18 protein-coding genes, 2 tRNA genes and 1 pseudogene are annotated in these 20,101 nt (G+C 63.5%); 15 read left to right on the top strand and 6 right to left on the bottom strand.

The window, feature by feature from the left end; genetic code table 11:
• The first annotated feature begins 16 nt into the window (after positions 1-16).
• The 6 genes from QNO08_RS11075 (at position 17) to QNO08_RS11050 (ending at position 4,618) form a co-directional block, all read left to right on the top strand.
• Complete coding sequence (locus QNO08_RS11075; RefSeq protein WP_229965775.1) at positions 17-694, top strand: histidine phosphatase family protein; 678 nt, start codon at positions 17-19, stop codon at positions 692-694.
• A 183-nt stretch (positions 695-877) separates the two neighbouring features.
• Positions 878-953 (top strand) — tRNA-Ala (locus tag QNO08_RS11070).
• Positions 954-1,046: 93 nt separating this feature from the next.
• Positions 1,047-1,122: transfer RNA gene (locus tag QNO08_RS11065), tRNA-Ala, on the top strand.
• Between the two features lie 96 nt (positions 1,123-1,218).
• The gene (nhaA, locus tag QNO08_RS11060; RefSeq protein WP_229965434.1) at positions 1,219-3,063 is read left to right on the top strand and encodes a Na+/H+ antiporter NhaA; all 1,845 of its coding nucleotides are present in this window, start codon (positions 1,219-1,221) and stop codon (positions 3,061-3,063) included.
• Between the two features lie 314 nt (positions 3,064-3,377).
• A complete protein-coding gene (locus QNO08_RS11055; protein WP_229965435.1) occupies positions 3,378-4,112 on the top strand; it encodes a hypothetical protein in 735 nt (244 codons plus the stop codon).
• Positions 4,109-4,618, top strand: a complete 510-nt coding sequence (locus QNO08_RS11050) for a hypothetical protein (protein WP_229965436.1) — start codon at positions 4,109-4,111, stop codon at positions 4,616-4,618. The genes QNO08_RS11055 and QNO08_RS11050 overlap by 4 nt, the downstream gene beginning before the upstream one ends.
• A gap of 170 nt (positions 4,619-4,788) precedes the next feature.
• Here the strand turns inward: QNO08_RS11050 and QNO08_RS11045 are convergent, their stop codons facing one another.
• Positions 4,789-5,502: a lysoplasmalogenase family protein gene (locus tag QNO08_RS11045; RefSeq protein ID WP_229965437.1), complete on the bottom strand. Its 714-nt coding sequence runs from the start codon at positions 5,500-5,502 to the stop codon at positions 4,789-4,791.
• A gap of 465 nt (positions 5,503-5,967) precedes the next feature.
• On the opposite strand from QNO08_RS11045, the gene QNO08_RS11040 reads away from it, so the two are divergent.
• Both QNO08_RS11040 and QNO08_RS11035 read left to right on the top strand, forming a co-directional pair.
• Entirely contained in the window at positions 5,968-7,041 is a 1,074-nt protein-coding gene (locus tag QNO08_RS11040) for a fatty acid desaturase family protein (protein ID WP_229965438.1), read from the top strand.
• Between the two features lie 106 nt (positions 7,042-7,147).
• The gene (locus QNO08_RS11035) at positions 7,148-8,239 is read left to right on the top strand and encodes an App1 family protein phosphatidate phosphatase (RefSeq protein WP_229965439.1); all 1,092 of its coding nucleotides are present in this window, start codon (positions 7,148-7,150) and stop codon (positions 8,237-8,239) included.
• Here QNO08_RS11035 and QNO08_RS11030 read toward each other — a convergent pair whose 3' ends face one another.
• On the bottom strand, positions 8,240-9,355 hold the full coding sequence (locus tag QNO08_RS11030; RefSeq protein ID WP_229965440.1) for an FUSC family protein: 1,116 nt from the start codon (positions 9,353-9,355) through the stop codon (positions 8,240-8,242). It lies immediately after the preceding gene.
• A gap of 100 nt (positions 9,356-9,455) precedes the next feature.
• Positions 9,456-10,388, bottom strand: coding sequence for a LysR family transcriptional regulator (locus tag QNO08_RS11025; RefSeq protein ID WP_229965441.1), 933 nt, complete (start codon positions 10,386-10,388; stop codon positions 9,456-9,458).
• A 415-nt stretch (positions 10,389-10,803) separates the two neighbouring features.
• On the opposite strand from QNO08_RS11025, the gene nrdH reads away from it, so the two are divergent.
• From nrdH to QNO08_RS10995, 6 genes and pseudogenes are all read left to right on the top strand, one after another.
• Entirely contained in the window at positions 10,804-11,049 is a 246-nt protein-coding gene (gene nrdH / locus QNO08_RS11020) for a glutaredoxin-like protein NrdH (RefSeq protein WP_229965442.1), read from the top strand.
• A gap of 60 nt (positions 11,050-11,109) precedes the next feature.
• Positions 11,110-11,619 carry a class Ib ribonucleoside-diphosphate reductase assembly flavoprotein NrdI gene (gene nrdI / locus QNO08_RS11015; protein WP_229965443.1) on the top strand — a complete coding sequence of 170 codons (510 nt, stop codon included), beginning with the start codon at positions 11,110-11,112 and terminating at the stop codon, positions 11,617-11,619.
• Positions 11,616-13,754 (top strand): class 1b ribonucleoside-diphosphate reductase subunit alpha, encoded by a 2,139-nt coding sequence (gene nrdE, locus QNO08_RS11010; protein WP_229965444.1) that lies wholly within the window; start codon positions 11,616-11,618, stop codon positions 13,752-13,754. The genes nrdI and nrdE overlap by 4 nt, the downstream gene beginning before the upstream one ends.
• A 59-nt stretch (positions 13,755-13,813) precedes the next feature.
• Positions 13,814-14,788, top strand: coding sequence for a class 1b ribonucleoside-diphosphate reductase subunit beta (gene nrdF, locus QNO08_RS11005; RefSeq protein ID WP_229965445.1), 975 nt, complete (start codon positions 13,814-13,816; stop codon positions 14,786-14,788).
• Between the two features lie 444 nt (positions 14,789-15,232).
• A pseudogene (locus QNO08_RS11000) lies at positions 15,233-15,370 on the top strand (DivIVA domain-containing protein); the annotation flags it as partial.
• A gap of 51 nt (positions 15,371-15,421) precedes the next feature.
• A complete protein-coding gene (locus tag QNO08_RS10995) occupies positions 15,422-15,595 on the top strand; it encodes a DivIVA domain-containing protein (protein WP_284023551.1) in 174 nt (57 codons plus the stop codon).
• 30 nt (positions 15,596-15,625) lie between these two features.
• Here the strand turns inward: QNO08_RS10995 and QNO08_RS10990 are convergent, their stop codons facing one another.
• From QNO08_RS10990 to QNO08_RS10980, 3 genes are all read right to left on the bottom strand, one after another.
• A complete protein-coding gene (locus QNO08_RS10990; RefSeq protein WP_229965446.1) occupies positions 15,626-16,177 on the bottom strand; it encodes a DUF1697 domain-containing protein in 552 nt (183 codons plus the stop codon).
• Between the two features lie 123 nt (positions 16,178-16,300).
• Complete coding sequence (locus tag QNO08_RS10985; protein ID WP_229965447.1) at positions 16,301-16,678, bottom strand: serine/threonine protein phosphatase; 378 nt, start codon at positions 16,676-16,678, stop codon at positions 16,301-16,303.
• Between the two features lie 95 nt (positions 16,679-16,773).
• Complete coding sequence (locus tag QNO08_RS10980) at positions 16,774-17,607, bottom strand: SDR family oxidoreductase (RefSeq protein WP_229965448.1); 834 nt, start codon at positions 17,605-17,607, stop codon at positions 16,774-16,776.
• Positions 17,608-18,297: 690 nt separating this feature from the next.
• On the opposite strand from QNO08_RS10980, the gene QNO08_RS10975 reads away from it, so the two are divergent.
• Positions 18,298-19,848, top strand: coding sequence for a GH25 family lysozyme (locus QNO08_RS10975; RefSeq protein ID WP_284155589.1), 1,551 nt, complete (start codon positions 18,298-18,300; stop codon positions 19,846-19,848).
• The last annotated feature ends 253 nt before the right edge of the window (positions 19,849-20,101 follow it).

Raw genomic sequence — 20,101 nt, 5'->3', positions numbered from 1 at the left:
CCTGCCGCCTGTGACTATGTCCGCTGGCTGGGATCCGGCCCGTACCGGCAAACGTGTTGTCTTCTGGCGGCACGGACGCACGGAGTGGAACCGCGCCGGAAGGTTCCAGGGCCAGCAGGACATCGCCCTGGATCCGTCCGGAGCGCACCAGGCAGTGGCGGCGGCCGCGGTGCTGCGTCATCTGCACCCGGATGTGATTGTCTCCTCGGACCTCAGCCGGGCCCTGGCCACCGGCCGGGCACTGGCGGAGGCCACCGGGAAACCGATCAGCACCGATCCGCGCCTGCGGGAAACCTTTGCCGGGTCATGGGAGGGACTGTATTTCGCTGACATCGCCGCCCGGTTCCCGCAGGAGCAGGCCGGCTGGGCGGCCGGCGACGGCGATGTGCGGGCCGGCGGCGGTGAAAGCCGTGTGGACGTCGGCCGCCGCGTGGCGCAGGCCGTCACGGAAGCCGCCGACGCCATGGAACCCGGCGCCACGCTGGTGGCGGTCAGCCACGGCGGGGCCATCCGGGCCGGAATCTGCGCCCTGCTGGGCCTGCCCACGGAATCGTGGACCGTCATCAGCGGAGTCTCGAATACCCACTGGTCGATCCTCGAAGAGCGCGATGCAGCGGCCGGCGGTGCACGCTGGAATCTGGCACAGCACAATGTGGGGTTGGACGCCCTCCCCAGCGGCCCGCTGGAAGGATGAGTCCGGTGGAAGGATGAGCCCGCTGGAAGGATGGGGCCGGGCCGGGGGCATCCTCCGGCCCGCTCGAATTCCACCCGTGTGGTTCGATTTTGCACTCGGTTATTTCTGTACTAAAGTAGAGGAGTTGCTTCGGCCCGGGGGATACAAAATCCGCCGATTCGGGCATAGTTGAAACAGTTTATTGGGGCTGTGGCGCAGCTGGTAGCGCACCTGCATGGCATGCAGGGGGTCAGGGGTTCGAATCCCCTCAGCTCCACCAATAAGCTCCTGCGCAGGCAGGGTTTATGTTCATCTTTTCCTTCCGGAATTCTTCCGGGAGCACTGATGATGAATGATGGAAAACAACTGAATTGGGGCTGTGGCGCAGCTGGTAGCGCACCTGCATGGCATGCAGGGGGTCAGGGGTTCGAATCCCCTCAGCTCCACCAATGAATTGATGAGAAACACCGGTTCCCCTTGCGGGGGCCGGTGTTTTGCTGTGCCGGCCCGTTCCCCCTAGCCAGCAGCGCGGGCACTGCCTCAGAATGCAGGAATGGCTGAACTGCTCCAACCCCGCCGGCCGGTTCCGATTTGGGTTCGCTGCCGGCCCGGCGCGCGCTGACATGGAAAAGATCTCCGCGGCACTTTTGCTGGCCTTCACCGTGCTTGCGCTGCTCTGGGCAAACCTGCCGTTCGGGGCGACCTACGGCGAGTTCTGGGACACCGCCGTCGATCTGCGAGTGGGCGGGCTGGACCTCGAGATGACCCTTCACGACATCGTGAACGATGCGTTGATGGCGTTCTTCTTTTTCACCGTCGGACTGGAGGTGAAACGGGAGTTCGCGGTCGGTGAGCTGACTGACCGCTCGCGTGCCGTGGTGCCGGTGGCGGCGGCGCTGGCGGGACTGCTGGTGCCAGCGGGGATCTTCCTGGCGCTGAATCCTTCCGGGGAAAACGCGACGGTGTGGGGTGCGGTGATCTCCACCGACACGGCGTTCCTGGTGGGGGCACTGGCTGTCGTCGGCCCCCGCTTTCCCGGCAGGCTTCGGGTGTTCCTGTTGACCCTGGCCGTGGTGGATGACATCGGCGCGCTGGCAGCCATCGCTGTGTTCTACACCTCCGGACTGGAGCTGCTGCCCCTGCTGACGGCTGTCGTCCTGCTGGTGCTGGTGGCCCTGGTCCGGTTCCTTCCCACCGGCCGTGGCCCCGCCTACACGGTGCTCAGCCTCCTGACGTGGGCCGCCACCTACGCCTCCGGGGTGCACGCCACCCTGGCCGGTGTTGCCATCGCGCTGATGATCCCGGTCTTTCCGCCGCGCCGCCCGCAGGTGGAACGCACCGAAGAGCTGGCCCGGGCGTTCCGGCAGTCGCCGACGCCGGAGTATGCAGCCGCGACTGCCCGGAGCCTGAAGGAGTCCATTTCGATCAACGAACGGCTCCAGGGCACCTACGCCCCGTACGTTTCCTTCCTGATCCTGCCGCTTTTTGCCCTGGCCAACGCCGGCGTGCTGCTGGACGGTGCCACGCTCGCGGCCGCCTGGCAGTCCCGGCTGACCTGGGGAATCATCATCGCGCTGGTGGTCGGCAAAACGCTGGGCATCACTGCTGCCACTGCGCTGCTGCGCCGGACCGGTGCGGGCCAGCTGGCGCCCGGGCTGACTCTGGCCCGGGTGGGCGGGGGAGCGGCCCTGTGCGGCATCGGATTCACCATTTCCCTGTTCATCGTGGATCTCGCCGTCGAGGATGAACGGCTCCAGGCCGAAGCCCGGGTGGGGGTTCTCTCGGCTTCGGTTCTGGCCTTCCTGCTCGCCTGGGCGTGGTTCCGGCTGGTCGACCGGCTGCAACCGGCGTCGACAGTCGGGCGGTTCCTGGTCCGCGGCTTCGACCCGGCCCGCGACCACTTCCGCGGCAATCCGGATGCACCGCTCCAGCTGGTGGAGTACGGGGACTTTGAATGTCCGTTCTGCTCACGGGCCACTGGCTCCATTGACGAGGTGCTGGAGCATTTTGGTCCGCGGCTGGTCTACGTCTGGCGGCACCTGCCGCTGACCCGCGTGCATCCCCATGCCGTGGAGGCGGCACGCGCCAGCGAAGCTGCGGACCGGCAGGGATCCTTCAGAGAGTACGGCCGGCTGTTGTTCCGCCGGCAGGATCAGCTGGAACCCGACGACCTCATAACCTACGCCCTGGAACTGGGGCTCGACGGCGAATTGTTCCGCAGAGATCTGCAGTCAGGCCCCGCGGCGAACCGGGTCGAAGATGACGCGCTGGACGCGGAATTCATGGACCTGCATTCGACTCCCACCTTCTTTATCGGTTCCGTGCGGCATTACGGGCCCTATGATGCGCCGTCCCTGATTCGTGCCCTGGAAGGATCTGCGGCACAATGACGGCACGATGACCGGCCTGAGTTCTTCATCGGGTTGATGATGACCTTGTCGCTTCACCGGAGGACCTCAAGTCCCGCATCGAAGCCGCTGACGAAGCCGTCTGCGTCGAGCTCGGAAAGCTCCTCTACCTAAACCCCTCAGAGCTGGTCCTGGGCGGATAAAAATGCCCCAAGTCACCCAATGACCACTGCATTTATGACGACGAGGGGGACGCGAACCACGACTTCTGCCTGATCTGCGGCGGCCCGAGCGAACGTCAATAGGCGGGACGTATGTTGGTACTGTTCAGCAGGAACGAGAAATGGGGAGCAGTCATGGGCCTTGACGACCTGATGTCAGATGGTGATGCCCGGGAGCGCGAACGGGAACAACGCATTCAGGATGACTGGGATCGCCAGGAAGCCAAAAGACGCGTTGAGGCAGAGCGTGAAGAGTTCCGTAAGCGGGAGGAAGCACGCTCGAACCCCCATCTGGCGCTGAAGCATCTTGAAGAAGTCCGTACGGCAGCGGCGGCAGAGGATGCACTCGCAAGAGCTGAAGCGTCGAGGATTAACGGACAGGTCCTGCATCTGCTAGATGTCGAATCCAGGTTTGTCCGGCGCCGGGATCACTTCCTGACGGCGGGGGAGGCGAATCACGCAGAGTCACGTCAGGTTGCCGAGCTGGCCGGCACCGCAGAGCGCCTGCGGCAAGGGGTCGAGGCCATCCGCAAGAGGTTGGCGCCCTCCGAAGAAAGAGTCTCGGCCCAGGCAAAGAAGACCTCCGGCAATCTGGCCCGCATCGACAAGGCCATAACCCGGCTGAACGACGCCATGAAGTCCCTGGAACTGGTGAAGCTGGAGCAGGCCAACCAGGAGCGCATCAAGTCAGTTGAGCGGGCGAGCTTTGATCGGCTCGCCCAGCTTGGCGGGGCCTACGGCATCCAGCCGGCAACGGAAGTGACAGCCGCAAGCACCCAAGTGGACGTTGACTATCGTGTCCGTGAAGTTACTCGCCTGGCCTACGAGGCCGAAGCACTTGTTGAGCTGCAGAGGGAGCGCCTTTCATGAACGAGGTCAGTGTCTGGTGGAAGGTCTACGTTTTCAAGGTGAACGAGAACCGGATCCTTCTGAACAAGCTGGTGCGAGAGCTGCATCCCGAAGCCCCTGAAATCTTGCTTGAGCACGTCAATGCCCTTATCGGCAGCAAGGGGAAGGCGACAGTGACGGGCGGCGGCGCGGAGCTCATTTTGACCCGTGGCGAGACAAAGCACGAGGGCGGCATGCACCACCAGATTTTTGTGAGCTTCCCACTGGGAGACTACGGGCTGGCGGAGTTTGACCGAATCTCGGCAAGCCTGACCCACAGCACGCCGGTGGCCGCAGCGATCGAGCTTATCAAACGTGAAGAGGCCCTGCTTCCGCCGCTGCGTGCATCACTTCCTTTGGAGTCTGGCGCGCCACAGGGTGCCGTACACGCCCGCAATCAGCCGCCGATGAAGCAGCCCAACGAGAGACCGAGGACGTTCAGGCAGGCCTTTATGGACGGCTGGAACGGAACGGGTGACTCCTCGTAGTCAGGTCTCGTGTTCTCCACCCGGGGAGGGATAGTGCTTTCGCCGCGCGCATGGATATGGAAAACACCTCATCTCCGGCCACAAATACCATCATTGTCACCACCACGGTCGTGCCGCCTGCAGCGCAGCCTCCGAGACCAGACCTCGAATAAGCGGGCGGTGGCCCGGCGTCAGCGGCCGGTGGCCGGGCCGTGCGGAACCGCGCCGCGGAGCACCCCGGCGACAAGGAGTCCCTGCCCGGCGCAGTAGGTCAGCATGACGAGGGGATTGGACCACTCCGGCATCGCGTCGGGCATGAAAATGCGCAGGGCCAGGACTGTGTCGGAAGCAAGGAACAGCAGCCCGCCGACCGCCACCATTGGACGGCACCGCGCTGCCGTTGCCGCGGTCCCGGCGAGCACCAGCCCGTAGGCGGCCACGGCGAGAGTCAATCCGCCCAGCGTTGGCCACAGCACCAGCAGCATCAGCAGCCACCACGCCGCATAGGCCAGGCTCCACCCGGGAAACGGTCCCACAGCGGTGTATCGGCCCAGCAGCCAGATGTAGCAGAGATGCGCGAGGCCAAACGAACCGAGCATGACCGGCAGCTCCGGCGCGAAGGGGAAGAACGTGCCGGCGCCGTCGCCCAGCCAGGAAAAGAGCAGGGCCGCAAGCAGCAACAGAGCAGGCGTGCCCCGCAGGAAGCCGCGGCCGCCCCACAATGCTGCGGCGGCCAGCAGGGGCATCAGCGCAAGCTTGGTCGGCTCCGCAATCTCATCGGCACCGAGGGCGCGGGCGCCGATGTGGACCGCCGAAACCGCGGCAAACGGAAGGAAACTCAAATACCGGTAGCGGGGAAGAGCACGGGGCAGGGCAGCGGTCTGGTCACGGGCGGGCGGAGTCACGGTATTCCTTCGAGTTGATGGGAGCCCAATCTATCGATTGACGGGCCAACAGCGCAGTGCGGCGCGCCCTGCCGTTACGCCAGCACCCTGTCCAAATAGTCGTTGCTGAAGATCCGGTCCGGGTCCAGCCGGCCCCGCACCGAGAGGAAGTCCGCGAACGGACGCGCCGCTGAGGTCAAGGGCAGCGGCTGGCTGCGTGCCGCGTGAACGGGTCATCGCCGGTCCTTCGTCTAGGTGCTTCCCGCCGGTTTTCCGGATGCCGGGACATGCACCGGATAGTAGCTTCTTTTGCCGCAGATCAGCCGCAGATCACGTGGAATCACGTCGGTGGGAGAGCCGGAGCCCTGGCATGCGGGAGGGCTGTCACATGGTTTTTCCAGACAACCGGGTTAGGCTGGGGTATCTGCAGAGCAGCATTGCTCGTATACCGTCGGCTGGGAAGTCGAAGAAACCCCCGAGGGCCGCATGAGCACAACTGCACAACCAGCTGCACCGAAGACCCGCACCAATTCCGTCGTCAGCACCTATTCAGGGCTGCTGAAGGCTGTTCGTGAGGAAGGGCTGCTGAAGCGGCGCCGCTCCTTCTACATCACGACGTTTGTTTTTCTCTGTGCCGGCCTTGTTGCCGCCGGAACCGGGTTCTTCCTTATTGGCGAGAGCTGGTTCCAACTGCTGATCGCCGCTGCGCTGGGCGTGCTGCTGACACAGATGGCGTTCATTGCCCATGAGGCCGCGCACCGCCAGGTGTTCGAGTCCGGACCCGCGAACGACCGCGCCGGACGCTTCGTGGCCAACGCCGTCGTCGGCATCAGTTACCAGTGGTGGATGAACAAGCACAGCCGGCACCATGCCAACCCCAACACGGTGGGCAAGGATCCGGACATCGACATGGACACCATCTCGTTCCTGCCGGAGCAGGCCGCACGGCAAAAGGGCTTCATGGCTTGGTTTGCCCGCCGCCAGGGCTGGCTGTTCTTCCCGCTGCTGACGCTCGAGGGGATCAACCTGCACGCCACGTCCATCAAGCACCTGTTCGCCAACAAGCAGGTCAAGGGCCGCTTCACCGAGCTGTCCATGGTGTTCCTGCGCCTGGGCCTGTACGTCGCAGCGGTGTTCTTCTTCCTGCCGGTCGGAATGGCCTTCGCCTTCATCGGCGTCCAGCTCGCCGTCTTCGGCGTGTACATGGGTGCTTCCTTCGCCCCGAACCACAAGGGCATGCCGATCATCCCCAAGGACTCCAAGGTGGACTTCCTCTCCCGCCAGGTCCTGACCTCGCGGAACATCAAGGGCACAGGCATGAACACGCTCATGGGAGGACTCAACTACCAGATTGAGCACCACCTGTTCCCGAATATGCCCCGGCCGCACCTGGCCCGCGCCTCGGAGATCGTCAAGGACTACTGTGCCGAGCACAAGATTCCCTACACGGAAACCACGCTGACGCAGTCCTACGGCATTGTGGTCCGTTACCTCAACGAGGTTGGCCTCTCGGCCCGGGATCCGTTCGACTGCCCCATGACTGCCCAGCGCCGCCTGTAAGCAGCACCGCCTGTAAGCAGTACCGCCGCAAGAAGCCGGCAGCACCGTTCCGACGGTGCTGCCGGCTTTTTGCTGTCCCGGCGGGTGTATCTGACACACTGGAGACATGTTGCCGACACCTTCAGACTCACCGTCCGCCCAGACCCGACCCGTCAAGGAACAGGCCAGCCACATCGGCATGCGGCTTGAAGATTCCCTGCACACCTACCGGGAGGGCCGGGCCCGGAAACGCGGTGAAGTGCAGACCATGCTGCCCTTCACCGGCTACGGCACCACTGAATGGGTCCGGGTGCTGGGCCGGGTGATCCTCGCAAAGCCCGGCCAGGCCGTGTCCGGTGGGAACTCCGCCGGCGCCCAGGTCATCCGGGACGGCATCCGCGGGTGGCGCAACTTCATGAGCCCGCCCATCAACAGCGCAAAAGTGACCGTGGAGATTGGTGACGACAGCTATTCGGTGACGGCGGACCGCGGCGGTGTTGTCGACGTGGTCATCCCCGCGCAGCTGGCTCCCGGCTGGACTTCCGTCACGCTCCGCTCGGAAGACTCCGAGGCCGCCGTCGCACCCGTGTACATCGTGGATCCCGCTGCTACCGTGGGGGTGGTCTCAGACATAGACGACACCGTCATGGTGACCGCGCTGCCGCGTCCCTTCCTGGCCGCTTGGAACACCTTCGTGCTGGATGAGCATGCCCGGACCCCGACACCCGGCATGGCCGTGATGATGGACCGCCTGGCCCGGGAGAATCCCGGCAGCCCCGTCCTGTACCTGTCCACCGGCGCCTGGAACGTGGCGGCGACGCTGACCCGCTTCATCACCCGCAACCTCTATCCGGCCGGGCCGCTGCTGCTGACCGATTGGGGCCCCACCCGGGACCGCTGGTTCCGCAGCGGCCCCGAGCACAAGAAGACGCAGCTGGAGCGCCTGGCGAAGGAATTTCCGCACATCAAGTGGCTGCTGATCGGCGACAACGGGCAGCACGACGAAGCCATCTACGCGGCCTTCGCCAAGCAGCATCCGGAAAACGTGCGGGCCGTCGCCATCCGGCAGCTCTCGGCCGGTGAGGCTGTCCTCGCCGGCGGCCGCTCCACTTCACGGGCGGGGGAGGCGCCGTCGGACATTCCGTGGATCTATGCGCCCGACGGCGCGGGGATGGCGCGGCAGCTTACGGAACTGGGCATTCTGCCCGCCGCCGGCTAGTTACTGGTGCTCCTCTTCGGCCCGGATCGTGCGCAGGATCCGGCGCATGCTCATGGCTAGCGAAGCGGTCACGTCCACCGGGCTGTCCGGGGAGGCGGCAGTGTTCATCTCGATCTGCAGCCGCCGGACGGCGTCCCGCGCCTGAGTGTGTTCCTCGCTGTCCGCATCCCAGGTTTCCACCGCCTCTCCGCAGGCCGTCATGGCCTCGGAGAGCGGTTCTGCCAGCTCGGCCGGAACCGGCATGTCTTGCGGACTGGTCCAGATGGCGGTGGCGAGGACCTCGGTCATGTCCTCCACATACAGCGTCACCCGTTCCATGGCCCGCAGGGCCTCGTAATCCGCGCTGAGGTCGCGCCCGTGGCGGCGGCGGCGGGGATTGCCGCGGTGGCTGGTCTCGGCCAGCTGGACCGACTCCCGCACCTCCTTGCTGAATGCGATGAGCTCGGTCCGGCGGTTGGACCATGCCTCGTGCTCGGGCGGCCAGGTTTCGGAGATGGCGGCGCCCATCTCCTTGAGCTGGCGGGCCAGGGACAGCCGCAGGGACTTCAAGCCGTTGACTGCGCCGCTGAGGTGCAGCGGAGGGAAGATGGCGGCGTTCACGGTCAGTCCCACCGCCACTCCCACAAGCATTTGCACCGCGTAGCCCGTGGAATAACCGTCCGGGTCGTCTCCGCCCATCACCAGCACAAAGAGGGCCGCCATGGGCAGGTACTCCCGCCCCGCACCGAGCTTGGGGATGCCGGCAAGCAGCACGCCCACCCCAACAATCAGCGCAATGGTCCACACCGAGGGGCCGCCGAACAGCAGGGCGATGAGGGCCAGTGCCATTCCGACCACCAGCCCGATCAGGGTCTGGAACCCGGCCTTCGCCGAGCCGAACACCGTCGGATACATGCTGACCAGCGCACCCAGCGGTGCGTAATACGGATACTGGGCAGCGACGCCGGGCACGAGGGGGGCCAGCGTCCACGCGATACCGACGGCCAGGGCAGCCTTGACGGCCAACTGAATGCGCGTGTAGTGCAGCATGCCCCTGACCTGGCCGGCGACGGACGACAGGGACGGGCGCAGCAGCCTTCCGGTCTTGCGAAAGAGATTATCCGTCGTGGTAGGCATCATCCCAGTATTACCGCAGCGTGCGGCCGGACGCGATTATGGTAGCCACGGTCACACCGCCGCCGCGGTGCCGCAGCGGCCGGCGGAGGGAGCCGCCGGCTCAGGGGACGGCAGCGGTCCGGGGCGCGATGCTCTGGGTCCGCAGAACCTCGGCCAGCTGGTCGAGGAAGAGCCGGACCTGCGGGTTCTCCCGTTCGTTGATGACCAGGGCGAAAATGCTGCGGGCCAACCGGATCTCCGGCACATCCAGGAGGACGACGCCGTCGTGCCGGTTGAGCATGGCCAATTCCGGAACCAGCGCGGCACCGACACCGGCGGCGGCCATTTCCAGGCTCGCATTGAAGTCGTCACAGTACGCAGCGACCCGGGGGTGGAGGTTGCAGCCGGCGAACAGCCGTTCGATGACCAGCGCATCCGGAGTGCCCGGGTGGTGCATGATCCAGGGCATGTCCGAGAGCTGTTCGGCGGAAATCCCCGATCCCTCCCGGATGCCCCAGGATCGGGGGAGGACAACCCGGAAGTCGTCGTCGCCCAGCCATTGGCGGCTGATCGTGGACGGCCACGCCAGTCCGCCCTGTCCCACCTGGTAGATAAGGGCGACGTCGAGTTCACCGCCGGTGCGCAGTCCCTGGATGGTCTGGCCCGGTTCCGCGACGGAGATCTTCAGATTGATGCCCAGGTCCTGCCAGCCCGGGGAGCCGACCAGCCGGGGGAGGGCGAAGGTGGCCAAGCTGGGAAAGATGCCCAGGCGCAGCTCCTGGCTGGTGCCGGCCTCGACCCGGGCGGTGGCCGCCATCAGGGCGTCCATGTCGGTGAGGACCTTGGCGGCGTGCCGGGCCATGACGACGGCGGCTTCCGTGGGCGCGGCTGTGCGGGCGGAGCGTTCAAACAGATGGGCGCCGGTGGCCCGCTCCAGGGCTGACATCTGCTGGGAGACCGCCGAAGCCGTGTAGCCCAGCCGGAGGGCCGCGGCCGCGAAGGAGCCTGCCCGGATGACCTCCAGGAGGGTCTTGAGGTGGATCGGGTTTATCACTGGTGCCGCCTTCCGCGGCGGATTGATATTCCGCCGTCGACCACTTTATCCGGTTGTGCTCCGGAGGCGGTTTGGAGGACGGCGGCGGGCGGGCCGCGGGTCTGCGCGGACCCGATGCGCAGCCGGCGGCGGCGACACGCCCAGCATTCGCGACACGCCTCCGAAATTGTGGCCTTGCCGACCCTTCACGGGGTGTGTGTTCGTTCTGCACAGCCTGTGGAGAACTCGGCTCGACCTGCGGGAATCCACGGAATTTTTCGGCCTGCCCTGTGCATTAACTGTGGACGAGGGCATCTCCTAATGACATACTTGTAATACATCATCTTGGGGTTCCCGTTGCGGCTGTGCACTAGATGTAGTGTCTGGATGTAGTATCAAGGGACAGACTTCAAGGCTTCACAAGGGGAGACCAACCATGACCGTTACGGTTTACACCAAACCCTCCTGCGTTCAGTGCAACGCTACTTACCGGGCGCTGGACAAGAAGGGCATCACGTACCAGATCGTGGATATGTCCCAGGATGCAGAGGCCCTGGAACGGGTCCGCGCGCTGGGTTACATGCAGGCTCCCGTCGTCGTCACCGAGCAGGATTCCTGGTCCGGTTTCCGCCCGGACAAGATCGACGCGCTTGCGCAGGCTTCGGTGTCCTCGGTCGCCTAAACAGGTTTCCGCAGCACCGCACCACACCCGTAATACCGCACCGTCAGGAGCGCAGGAACCATGACACTGGGGATAGCACACCGCTCCGGGATAACCCCGGATCCGGAATCCGCAGCAGACGCGCAGCCCGTCACCGACGCGCCCCTGATTTTCTTTTCATCGGCATCGGGGTACACCGGCCGGTTTGTCGAAAAACTGGACACGCCGGCGGGAAAGATCCCGCTGCATACCTCCGAACCCACACTGCTGGCCCAGCGTCCGTACGTACTGTTGCTGCCCACTTACGGCGGGACCGCGGAACAGCCCGGCGCGGCAGCACGCGGCGCCGTCCCCAAACAGGTCATCAAGTTCCTGAACATCGAGCACAACCGTTCCCTGCTCCGGGGAGTGATCGGCGCCGGCAACACCAACTTCGGGGACTCCTACTGCCTCGCGGCAGACATCATCGCCGTGAAATGCAAAGTCCCCGTTTTATACAGATTTGAACTCATGGGCACGTCCGACGACGTCGCCAAAGTTAACAAAGGATTGGAAGAGTTTTGGACGCATCAGTCGCAGAAGCCGGCATGACGGACTCCAAGGAGCTGCCGGAGGCCTACAAGGACCTGGGCTACCACGAGCTCAACGCCATGCTGAACCTGTACGGCAAGAACGGAGAGATCCAGTTCGACGCCGACCGCGCTGCTGCGCGCCAGTACTTCCTCCAGCACGTCAACAACAACACCGTGTTCTTCCATGACCTGGAAGAGAAGCTGGAATACCTCGTCAAGAACGAGTACTACGAGAGTGAAACACTCGACCAGTACTCCATGGACTTCATCCGCGAGCTGTACCAGCGCGCCTACAAGAAGAAGTTCCGCTTCGAGACCTTCCTCGGTGCGTTCAAGTTCTACACCTCGTACACGCTGAAGACCTTTGACGGCAAGCGGTACCTGGAGCGCTACGAAGACCGTGTGTGCATGGTTGCCCTGCACCTGGCCCGCGGCGACGAGAAGCTGGCCATGCAGATGGTGGATGAAATCATCGGCGGCCGCTTCCAGCCGGCCACCCCCACCTTCCTGAATGCCGGCAAGGCCCAGCGCGGCGAGCTCGTTTCCTGCTTCCTGCTGCGCATCGAAGACAACATGGAGTCGATCGGCCGTTCCATCAACTCCGCGCTGCAGCTGTCCAAGCGCGGCGGCGGCGTTGCCTTCGCGCTGACGAACATCCGCGAGGTCGGCGCGCCGATCAAGCAGATCGAGAACCAGTCCTCCGGCGTCATCCCGGTGATGAAGCTTCTTGAGGATTCCTTCTCCTACGCCAACCAGCTCGGTGCCCGCCAGGGTGCCGGTGCCGTGTACCTGCACGCCCACCACCCGGACATCAACCGGTTCCTGGACACCAAGCGCGAAAACGCCGACGAGAAGATCCGCATCAAGACCCTCTCCCTCGGCGTCGTCGTTCCCGACATCACCTTTGAACTGGCCAAGCGCGACGAGGACATGTACCTGTTCTCCCCGTACGACGTCGAAAAGGTCTACGGCATGCCGTTCTCCGACATCTCGGTCACCGAGAAGTACTACGAGATGGTGGACGACGCGCGGATCAAGAAGACCAAGATCAAGGCCCGCGAGTTCTTCCAGACCCTCGCCGAGATCCAGTTCGAGTCCGGCTACCCGTACATCATGTTCGAGGACACGGTGAACCGGGAAAACCCGATCGAGGGCAAGATCATCATGTCCAACCTGTGCTCCGAGATCCTTCAGGTCTCCGAGCCCACCACGTACAACGATGACCTCTCCTACGCCGAAACCGGCAAGGACATCTCCTGCAACCTGGGTTCGCTGAACATCGCCAAGACGATGGACTCCCCGGACTTCGGCCGGACCATCGAGACCTCGATCCGCGCGCTGACCGCGGTGTCGGACATGAGCCACATCGGTTCCGTACCCTCCATCGCCAAGGGCAATGACGCTTCGCACGCCATCGGCCTGGGCCAGATGAACCTGCACGGCTACCTGGCGCGGGAGCGGGTGCACTACGGCTCCGAAGAAGGCATCGACTTCACGAACATCTACTTCTATTCGGTGGTCTACCACGCAGTGCGTGCGTCGAACCTGCTCTCGATTGAAACCGGCCGCAGGTTCGCCGGCTTCGACCGGTCCAAGTACGCCACCGGAGAGTTCTTCGACAAGTACGTCAATCAGGAATGGGTTCCCCAGACGCAGCGCGTCCGCGAGCTGTTCGACGGCATCCACATCCCCACCCAGGCTGACTGGGCGGCGCTGAAGGCTTCCGTCATGGAGCACGGCATCTACAACCAGAACCTGCAGGCTGTGCCGCCGACCGGCTCGATCTCCTACATCAACAACTCCACCTCCTCGATTCACCCGGTGGCCGCGAAGATCGAGATCCGCAAGGAAGGCAAGCTCGGCCGCGTGTACTACCCGGCGCCGTACCTGACGAACGACAACCTTGAGTACTACAAGGATGCCTACGAAATCGGCTACGAGAAGATCATCGACACCTACGCCGCTGCCACCCAGCACGTGGACCAGGGCCTGTCCCTGACGCTGTTCTTCAAGGACACCGCCACCACGCGCGACATCAACCGGGCGCAGATCTACGCATGGCGCAAGGGCATCAAGACCATCTACTACATCCGCCTGCGCCAGCTCGCGCTCGAGGGCACTGAGGTGGAAGGTTGCGTCAGCTGCATGTTGTGACGTTTCAATATGTCATTTCTGCATAACTCCTCGCACCCTTTCAAGACAAGGAATTACTTATGACCGAGAAGCTGAAGCTGCTCAGCCACGTTGAGGCGATCAACTGGAACAAGATCCAGGACGACAAGGACGTAGAAGTCTGGAACCGCCTGGTCAACAACTTCTGGCTGCCGGAAAAGGTGCCGCTGTCCAACGACGTCCAGTCCTGGAACACGCTCACTCCGGACGAGCAGCAGCTGACCATGCGCGTGTTCACCGGCCTGACGCTGCTGGACACCGTGCAGGCCACGGTCGGCGCCGTCTCGCTGATCCCCGATGCGATCACCCCGCACGAGGAAGCCGTCTACACGAACATCGCGTTCATGGAATCGGTGCACGCCAAGAGCTACTCCTCGATCTTCTCCACGCTGGCCTCCACCAAGGAGATCGACGAGGCTTTCCGCTGGTCCACCGAGAACGAGAACCTGCAGAAGAAAGCCCACATCGTCACCGATTACTACCGCGGCGACGATCCCCTGAAGCGCAAGGTGGCCTCCACCCTGCTGGAGTCCTTCCTCTTCTATTCGGGCTTCTACCTGCCGATGTACTGGTCCTCGCGGGCCAAGCTGACAAACACGGCCGACCTGATCCGCCTGATCATCCGTGACGAGGCCGTGCACGGCTACTACATCGGCTACAAGTTCCAGAAGGGCCTGGAAGGCGCTTCCGAGGAACGCAAGCAGGAAATGAAGGACTACACGTACGAGCTGCTCTTCGAGCTGTACGAAAACGAAGTCCAGTACACCCACGACCTGTACGACGGCGTCGGCCTGGCCGAGGACGTCAAGAAGTTCCTGCACTACAACGCCAACAAGGCGCTGATGAACCTGGGCTACGAGGCCATGTTCCCGTCAGCCCTGACGGACGTGAACCCGGCGATCCTGTCCGCGCTCTCCCCGAACGCTGACGAGAACCACGACTTCTTCTCCGGGTCCGGTTCCTCCTACGTGATCGGCAAGGCCGTGAACACGGAAGACGACGACTGGGACTTCTGACTTCCCGCTGAGTTTTCTGCTTTTGCCGCCGTCGCGGGCCTTCGGGTCCGTGGCGGCGGCAGCCGCATTTAAGGCAGGAAACGAAACCCTGCGGGGTTCCCTGGACCGGAGTCGGTGGATGGGCTCGTGGGGGAGGACCCGCCGGATCCCGCAACCGGTGCGGGTGTTGAGCTACATTGAGATCCCTGAAAGCAGTAACCACCGCTTCAGCTCTTGCACCGAACACTTCGAAGCATTCAGGCACTTACGAAAGTTGGACAATCCATGGTTTTCGAAAGACTGTCACTCTTGGCTGACGGCGGCACCGAAAACGGCGGTTATGTGACTCTGTGGATATCTTTTATTGCAGTGGCCCTGTTGGTCTTCGTGCTGATCAAAGCCTTCAAGCCCAAGAGGGCGGCCGGCGAGGAGGGCACGACCGCCGAGTCCGCCAAAAAGTGGACCATCACCGCTGAAGAGGTTGTTCTCACGCGGTTCAGGCCTACCAAATTCAAGGAAGGCTACGACCAGGATCAGGTTGATGATCTGCTTGACCGGGTAGTTCAAGAACTCCGGCGACTTCAGGAAGAAAACGAGAGTCTCGGGCTTACCAGGGCCAATCCTCGGCGCGGACCCGTTTCTGTTGGCGACCCGATTATTACTCCTGAACAACTAACGAGCCAGAAGTTCACTGCAACAAGACTCCGCGAAGGCTATTCGCAGGCCGATGTAGACGATTTCCTGGCCAAGGTTGTTGCGGGCCTTCGGGAGCGGATCGCGGAAAACAAGCGTCTCAAGGGTCAGTTTGCCGGAAACGGGCATTCCTAGAAAGACACTTCCCACACTTGCCGCAGCCGGTTACTCCGGAAGCATGCCCCGCAGTTTCGTCGTGGTGTTCCAGCTGCGGATGGTCATCGACTTGTAGAAGGGGGAAGCCGTGATGGCACTGAGTCTGCTCTTGGTCCGCTCGGCGCTCAGACGCTGGGAATAGATGACGCCGTCACCGGGCCAGACGGCGTCGACGCCTTCCCGCGGGTTGAAGGCGGTCATGGCCTCTCCGGCATCGATGCCCATCAGGAAGATGGCGTCGGAGTGGTATCTGGTTGGCTGCTCACCGAACCCCTCGGGTTTCTGCTCAACGACGGCCCGCAGCTGCCCGGGACTGAGGACCAGAACCTTGATGAGCTCGTCGTCGAGGGCGAAGTTGTCGATGAGGGCCGCTTCGATCCGGGGCCCGAGCACCTCGGGAGTATCGGCCGAAGTGAGCAGCACGTTGCCACTGGCAATGTAGGTGGACACCTGTTCGTAGCCCAAGTCCTCGAGATGCCCCTTCAACGCCTTCATCGGGACCTTGTTCCTACCGCCGACGTTGATGCCGCGCAGGAGGACCAAATACGGGCTCGGGTCCACGGCTGTCTCCATTCATTGGAGCCCCCTCCCGGGGCGGGCAGAAAGCGCAGTGCACTGCCCCGATTCGACCACATCGCCGACGCCCCCGGCAATGACAGCCCGCAAGGTTTGGTATTTCTGCACTTACGGGACCGGCGGCGATGATCCCTGATGCAACCGGTCGGTCGGCAGCGGGATCTCGATCGCCAGGGTCATGTCCGCGGATTTAGCGATCGCCCCGGCTACTGCCGGCGCCACGAGCACCCGGTCCCGGCGCACTTCCTGGATGAGCACCTGAACCTGCTGTCCATCGATGTCCAGCCACCAGGTCTCGACAAACATCCGCAGCCCGTCCAGCAGGCTTTCGGCCAGATCCAGCTCCGTGGGTTCGGCCCGCCGGCGGTGCAGCAGATCAAACGGCACGAACCCGCCGTCGGCCGTCATATGGATGTAGCCCACATGCTCGCCGTCCAGGTCCCGCAGATGGTCAAAGGTGTTTTCGGCGGGCATGGGCTGGGTCATGGGAGGACGCTAACACGACGACGACGGCGGGCGGCCGCAGCGGAGGCGGAGCAGCGGCCGGGGCTTAGCCCGCCGCTGCGCCGCCACCGGGTCAGTTAGTCGGCAACGCGGCTCCGCTGGTTGGTGTCCACGCCTGCCACAGCGCCGCCGTCGACCAGCAGGTCCACGCCGGTGATGAAGCTGGCATCGTGCCCGAGCAGGAACGCCGCGGCATTGGCGATGTCACCTGGGGTGCCCACCCGGCCGGTGCCGGATCCTTCGATCATGCCGCGCATGTGTGCGCCGGATTCACCGGCGAGCTCCTGCTGTCCCATCGGCGTGGAGATCACGCCGGGGCTGATGCTGTTCACGCGGGCACCGCGGGCGCCCCAGCGCAGGCTGGCGGACTGGACACGAAGCTGGTTGGCGCGCTTGGCCACGAGATAGGCGTAACCCGGGTTGTCGATCCCGGCAACGAACGGAATCAGGTGCAGATCATCCACCGGAACGGTGGCCAGGCTGGCGAGGACATCGGCGGGAATGCGGCCGCCCGACATGTAGGCGGACATGCTGGAAATGAAGACTCCGGCACCACCCGGGGCAATGACCTTCTCGAATTCCTCCAGCACCAGAGCGGTGCCGATCAGGTCGACGTTCCAGATCGCCTGCACCGGAGCCTGCACCGGGGAAACGCCGGCGGTGTGCACCACCTGGGTCACATGTCCCAGTTCCGCGGCGGTGGCAGCCAATGCCGCCACCGAATCGCGGGAGGAGACATCGACGGCCTGGGACACGACGTCGTACCCGTCACCCAGTGCGGTTGCGACCGTGGTTTCCAGGAGCGACTCGTTGAAGTCGGCCAGCAGCACCTTGCGGCCCGCACCCGACCGGCGAAGGACCGCCTGGCCCATTCCGCCCATACCGATAATTACCAATACTTCAGTTGCCATGACGCTCCAATTTCCAAGGGATCCGGGCAAGAATGACCCGGTATCTCCCCAGAATAGTCGGCTGCGTCATTAGCGGGCAGACCACTGGCGCCGAAGGTCCGCGCGCATCCGGCAAGCATACTGAGCACGCAGTCATCCTCGTCTCTGGGAACGGGATTACTGACCGGGCCGATATCCACAGTGGATCCAGAATGTTCGGATCTCCAGAATGTCCGGATCCAGAATGTTCGGATTCCCAATGTGAGGACCCGCAAAGCCACAACGTCCGCCATCCAAACAACGGCGTCTGTTCTTGTACAGAGTCTGGGGGATTCCGGCTGCTGCGCTCCTGCAACTACGGGACATTGCGGATCCTTGCAAGCCGCAGGTGCAAATTTATGCTTGCTTTTCATTGCATTTGGACCCGGCGTCAGCTAAAACGGGTATATAACGATTTACCTGCAAAATACTCGAGTTGGCTGGCCGGGCTGATGCTCTGAAATGTAGTGGCTTACGGTGTAAGAAGCGCACGGAACCCTCTATTCCGTGTTCGCCGTTAGGTCCCGAAGCCGTTCGTCCCGCATAAAGCAGTGCGAAAAGCCAATGGGGCTCCTAACATCCTGCGGAAACGCAGGAATCCACGACGTCATCCAGGAATATATGAAAACCACGACGCTTTCCACTGGTCTCACATCAGTAGCGCTGGCAGCTTTGCTGTCTATCACCTGTCTGGCAGGTCCGGCACAGGCCGCTGTCCCCGCCACGGGAACCGACAATCTCACCGACGGCATCAGCGAGGCTGAACAGGCCCGGATCATCGGCGAGGGCGGTGCGTCGATGGGGCAGGGCCTGCACCGGCTCAATGCCTCCGGCGATGCGCAAGTACCGGCGCCTGGCGAAGCCGGCACGCTTCCCGCGACGGGTGAAACGGTTGCGCCCGACGCCCAGTCTGTGCCCGAGGGCGGAGAAACCGCTGCCGCGGAACCCGATGCTTCTCCGGAGGCGGCAGCGGACCCGATGGCGGGAAACTGGCGGCCGGCGGGCATCCAGGGCATGGACGTGTCCAGCCACCAGGGAAATGTCGATTGGAACCACGCCTGGGCACAGGGATCACGGTTTGCCTACGCCAAGGCCACCGAGGGAACCACGTACAAGAACCCGAACTTCAACCAGCAGTACAGCGGGGCCTACGGTACGGGCATGGTTCGGGGCGCTTACCACTTCGCCCTGCCCAACGTCTCTTCCGGTGCGGTGCAGGCGAACTACTTCGTGGACAACGGCGGCGGCTGGTCCGCCGACGGAATGACGCTTCCGCCGCTCTTGGACATCGAGTACAACCCGTACGCGTCCCTGGGCAACACCTGCTTCAACATGAGCGCCAGCCAGATGGTCAACTGGATCCGGGACTTCTCCAACACGGTCAAGGCACGCACCGGCCGCGCCCCGATGATCTATACGACCACCGACTGGTGGGTGACCTGCACCGGCAACAGTGCTGCCTTCCGGGACAACCCGCTGCACATCGCCAGCTACAACCACGTCGGCGCCGGTGCGCTTCCTGCGAGCTGGAACGTTTACAGCTTGTGGCAGTACAGCAGCACGGGACCATTTGTTGGCGACTCGAACGTCTGGAACGGCAACGCTGCCGGACTGACAGCGTTCGCCCGCAACAGCGCGGCTCCGGCACCGGCGCCCGCCCCGGCTCCCGCTCCGGCCCCGGGGCCGTACCGGGACGTGGCAGCGAACAGCGAATTTGCCAAGGACATTGCCTGGGCGAAGAGTAAAGGCATCACCACCGGGTACCCGGATGGCACCTACCGGCCGCTGGACAATGTGAACCGCGATGCGATGGCTGCCTTCCTGTACCGCGTCTCCGAAAAGCCCGCCTATGTGGCACCGAAGGTTTCACGCTTCAGGGATGTTGCCACGAACAACCAGTTCTATAAGGAAATCCATTGGTTGGCGGCGAGCGGAGTGGCCACCGGGTGGAACGGGAACACCTATCAGCCGGGATCCGCCATCAACCGTGATGCGATGGCGGCATTCCTGTACCGTTTGGCGGGAAGCCCCAAATACACGGCGCCGAAGGTCTCCCGGTTCAAGGATGTCCCGGTCAGCAATATGTACTACAAGGAAATCAGTTGGCTCGCAGCCCAGGGAATTTCGACCGGTTGGACGGACGGAACCTTCCGTCCGCTCGAGCCCATTAAGCGCGACGCGATGGCGGCATTCCTGCACCGCTTTGACACCAAGTTCCCCTAATCCGGAACATTCGACGGCGGTAACACACCCGCGGGCGCGTTACCGCCGTCGAAAAGCCCTGCAGCGGGCGTGGCGTAATGAACGCCGAATCGGTCAGGCGGTGTTACAGACGCCTCTACGATTTAAGGCATGAATATTGAACTGCGGATTCCACCGAAGCTGGGACGGGAATTGGAATAACTGGCCGAGGATCAGGCAGTTTCGGTGGAGACCCTCATTATTAATGGAGCGCGGCTGCTCCTTGAACATCGAA

It is taken from the genome of Arthrobacter sp. zg-Y820 (genome assembly GCF_030142155.1).
GTDB lineage: Bacteria > Actinomycetota > Actinomycetes > Actinomycetales > Micrococcaceae > Arthrobacter_B.
This window is presented reverse-complemented; position numbering and strand designations above follow the sequence as displayed.

Coding starts and splice junctions, on each gene's coding strand:
- QNO08_RS11075 (WP_229965775.1), top strand. CDS start 17: ATGTCCGCTGGCTGGGATCCGGCCCGTACCGGCAAACGTGTTGTCTTC.
- nhaA (WP_229965434.1), top strand. CDS start 1,219: ATGCAGGAATGGCTGAACTGCTCCAACCCCGCCGGCCGGTTCCGATTT.
- QNO08_RS11055 (WP_229965435.1), top strand. CDS start 3,378: ATGGGCCTTGACGACCTGATGTCAGATGGTGATGCCCGGGAGCGCGAA.
- QNO08_RS11050 (WP_229965436.1), top strand. CDS start 4,109: ATGAACGAGGTCAGTGTCTGGTGGAAGGTCTACGTTTTCAAGGTGAAC.
- QNO08_RS11040 (WP_229965438.1), top strand. CDS start 5,968: ATGAGCACAACTGCACAACCAGCTGCACCGAAGACCCGCACCAATTCC.
- QNO08_RS11035 (WP_229965439.1), top strand. CDS start 7,148: ATGTTGCCGACACCTTCAGACTCACCGTCCGCCCAGACCCGACCCGTC.
- QNO08_RS11030 (WP_229965440.1), bottom strand. CDS start 9,355: ATGCCTACCACGACGGATAATCTCTTTCGCAAGACCGGAAGGCTGCTG.
- nrdH (WP_229965442.1), top strand. CDS start 10,804: ATGACCGTTACGGTTTACACCAAACCCTCCTGCGTTCAGTGCAACGCT.
- nrdI (WP_229965443.1), top strand. CDS start 11,110: ATGACACTGGGGATAGCACACCGCTCCGGGATAACCCCGGATCCGGAA.
- nrdE (WP_229965444.1), top strand. CDS start 11,616: ATGACGGACTCCAAGGAGCTGCCGGAGGCCTACAAGGACCTGGGCTAC.
- nrdF (WP_229965445.1), top strand. CDS start 13,814: ATGACCGAGAAGCTGAAGCTGCTCAGCCACGTTGAGGCGATCAACTGG.
- QNO08_RS10985 (WP_229965447.1), bottom strand. CDS start 16,678: ATGACCCAGCCCATGCCCGCCGAAAACACCTTTGACCATCTGCGGGAC.
- QNO08_RS10980 (WP_229965448.1), bottom strand. CDS start 17,607: ATGGCAACTGAAGTATTGGTAATTATCGGTATGGGCGGAATGGGCCAG.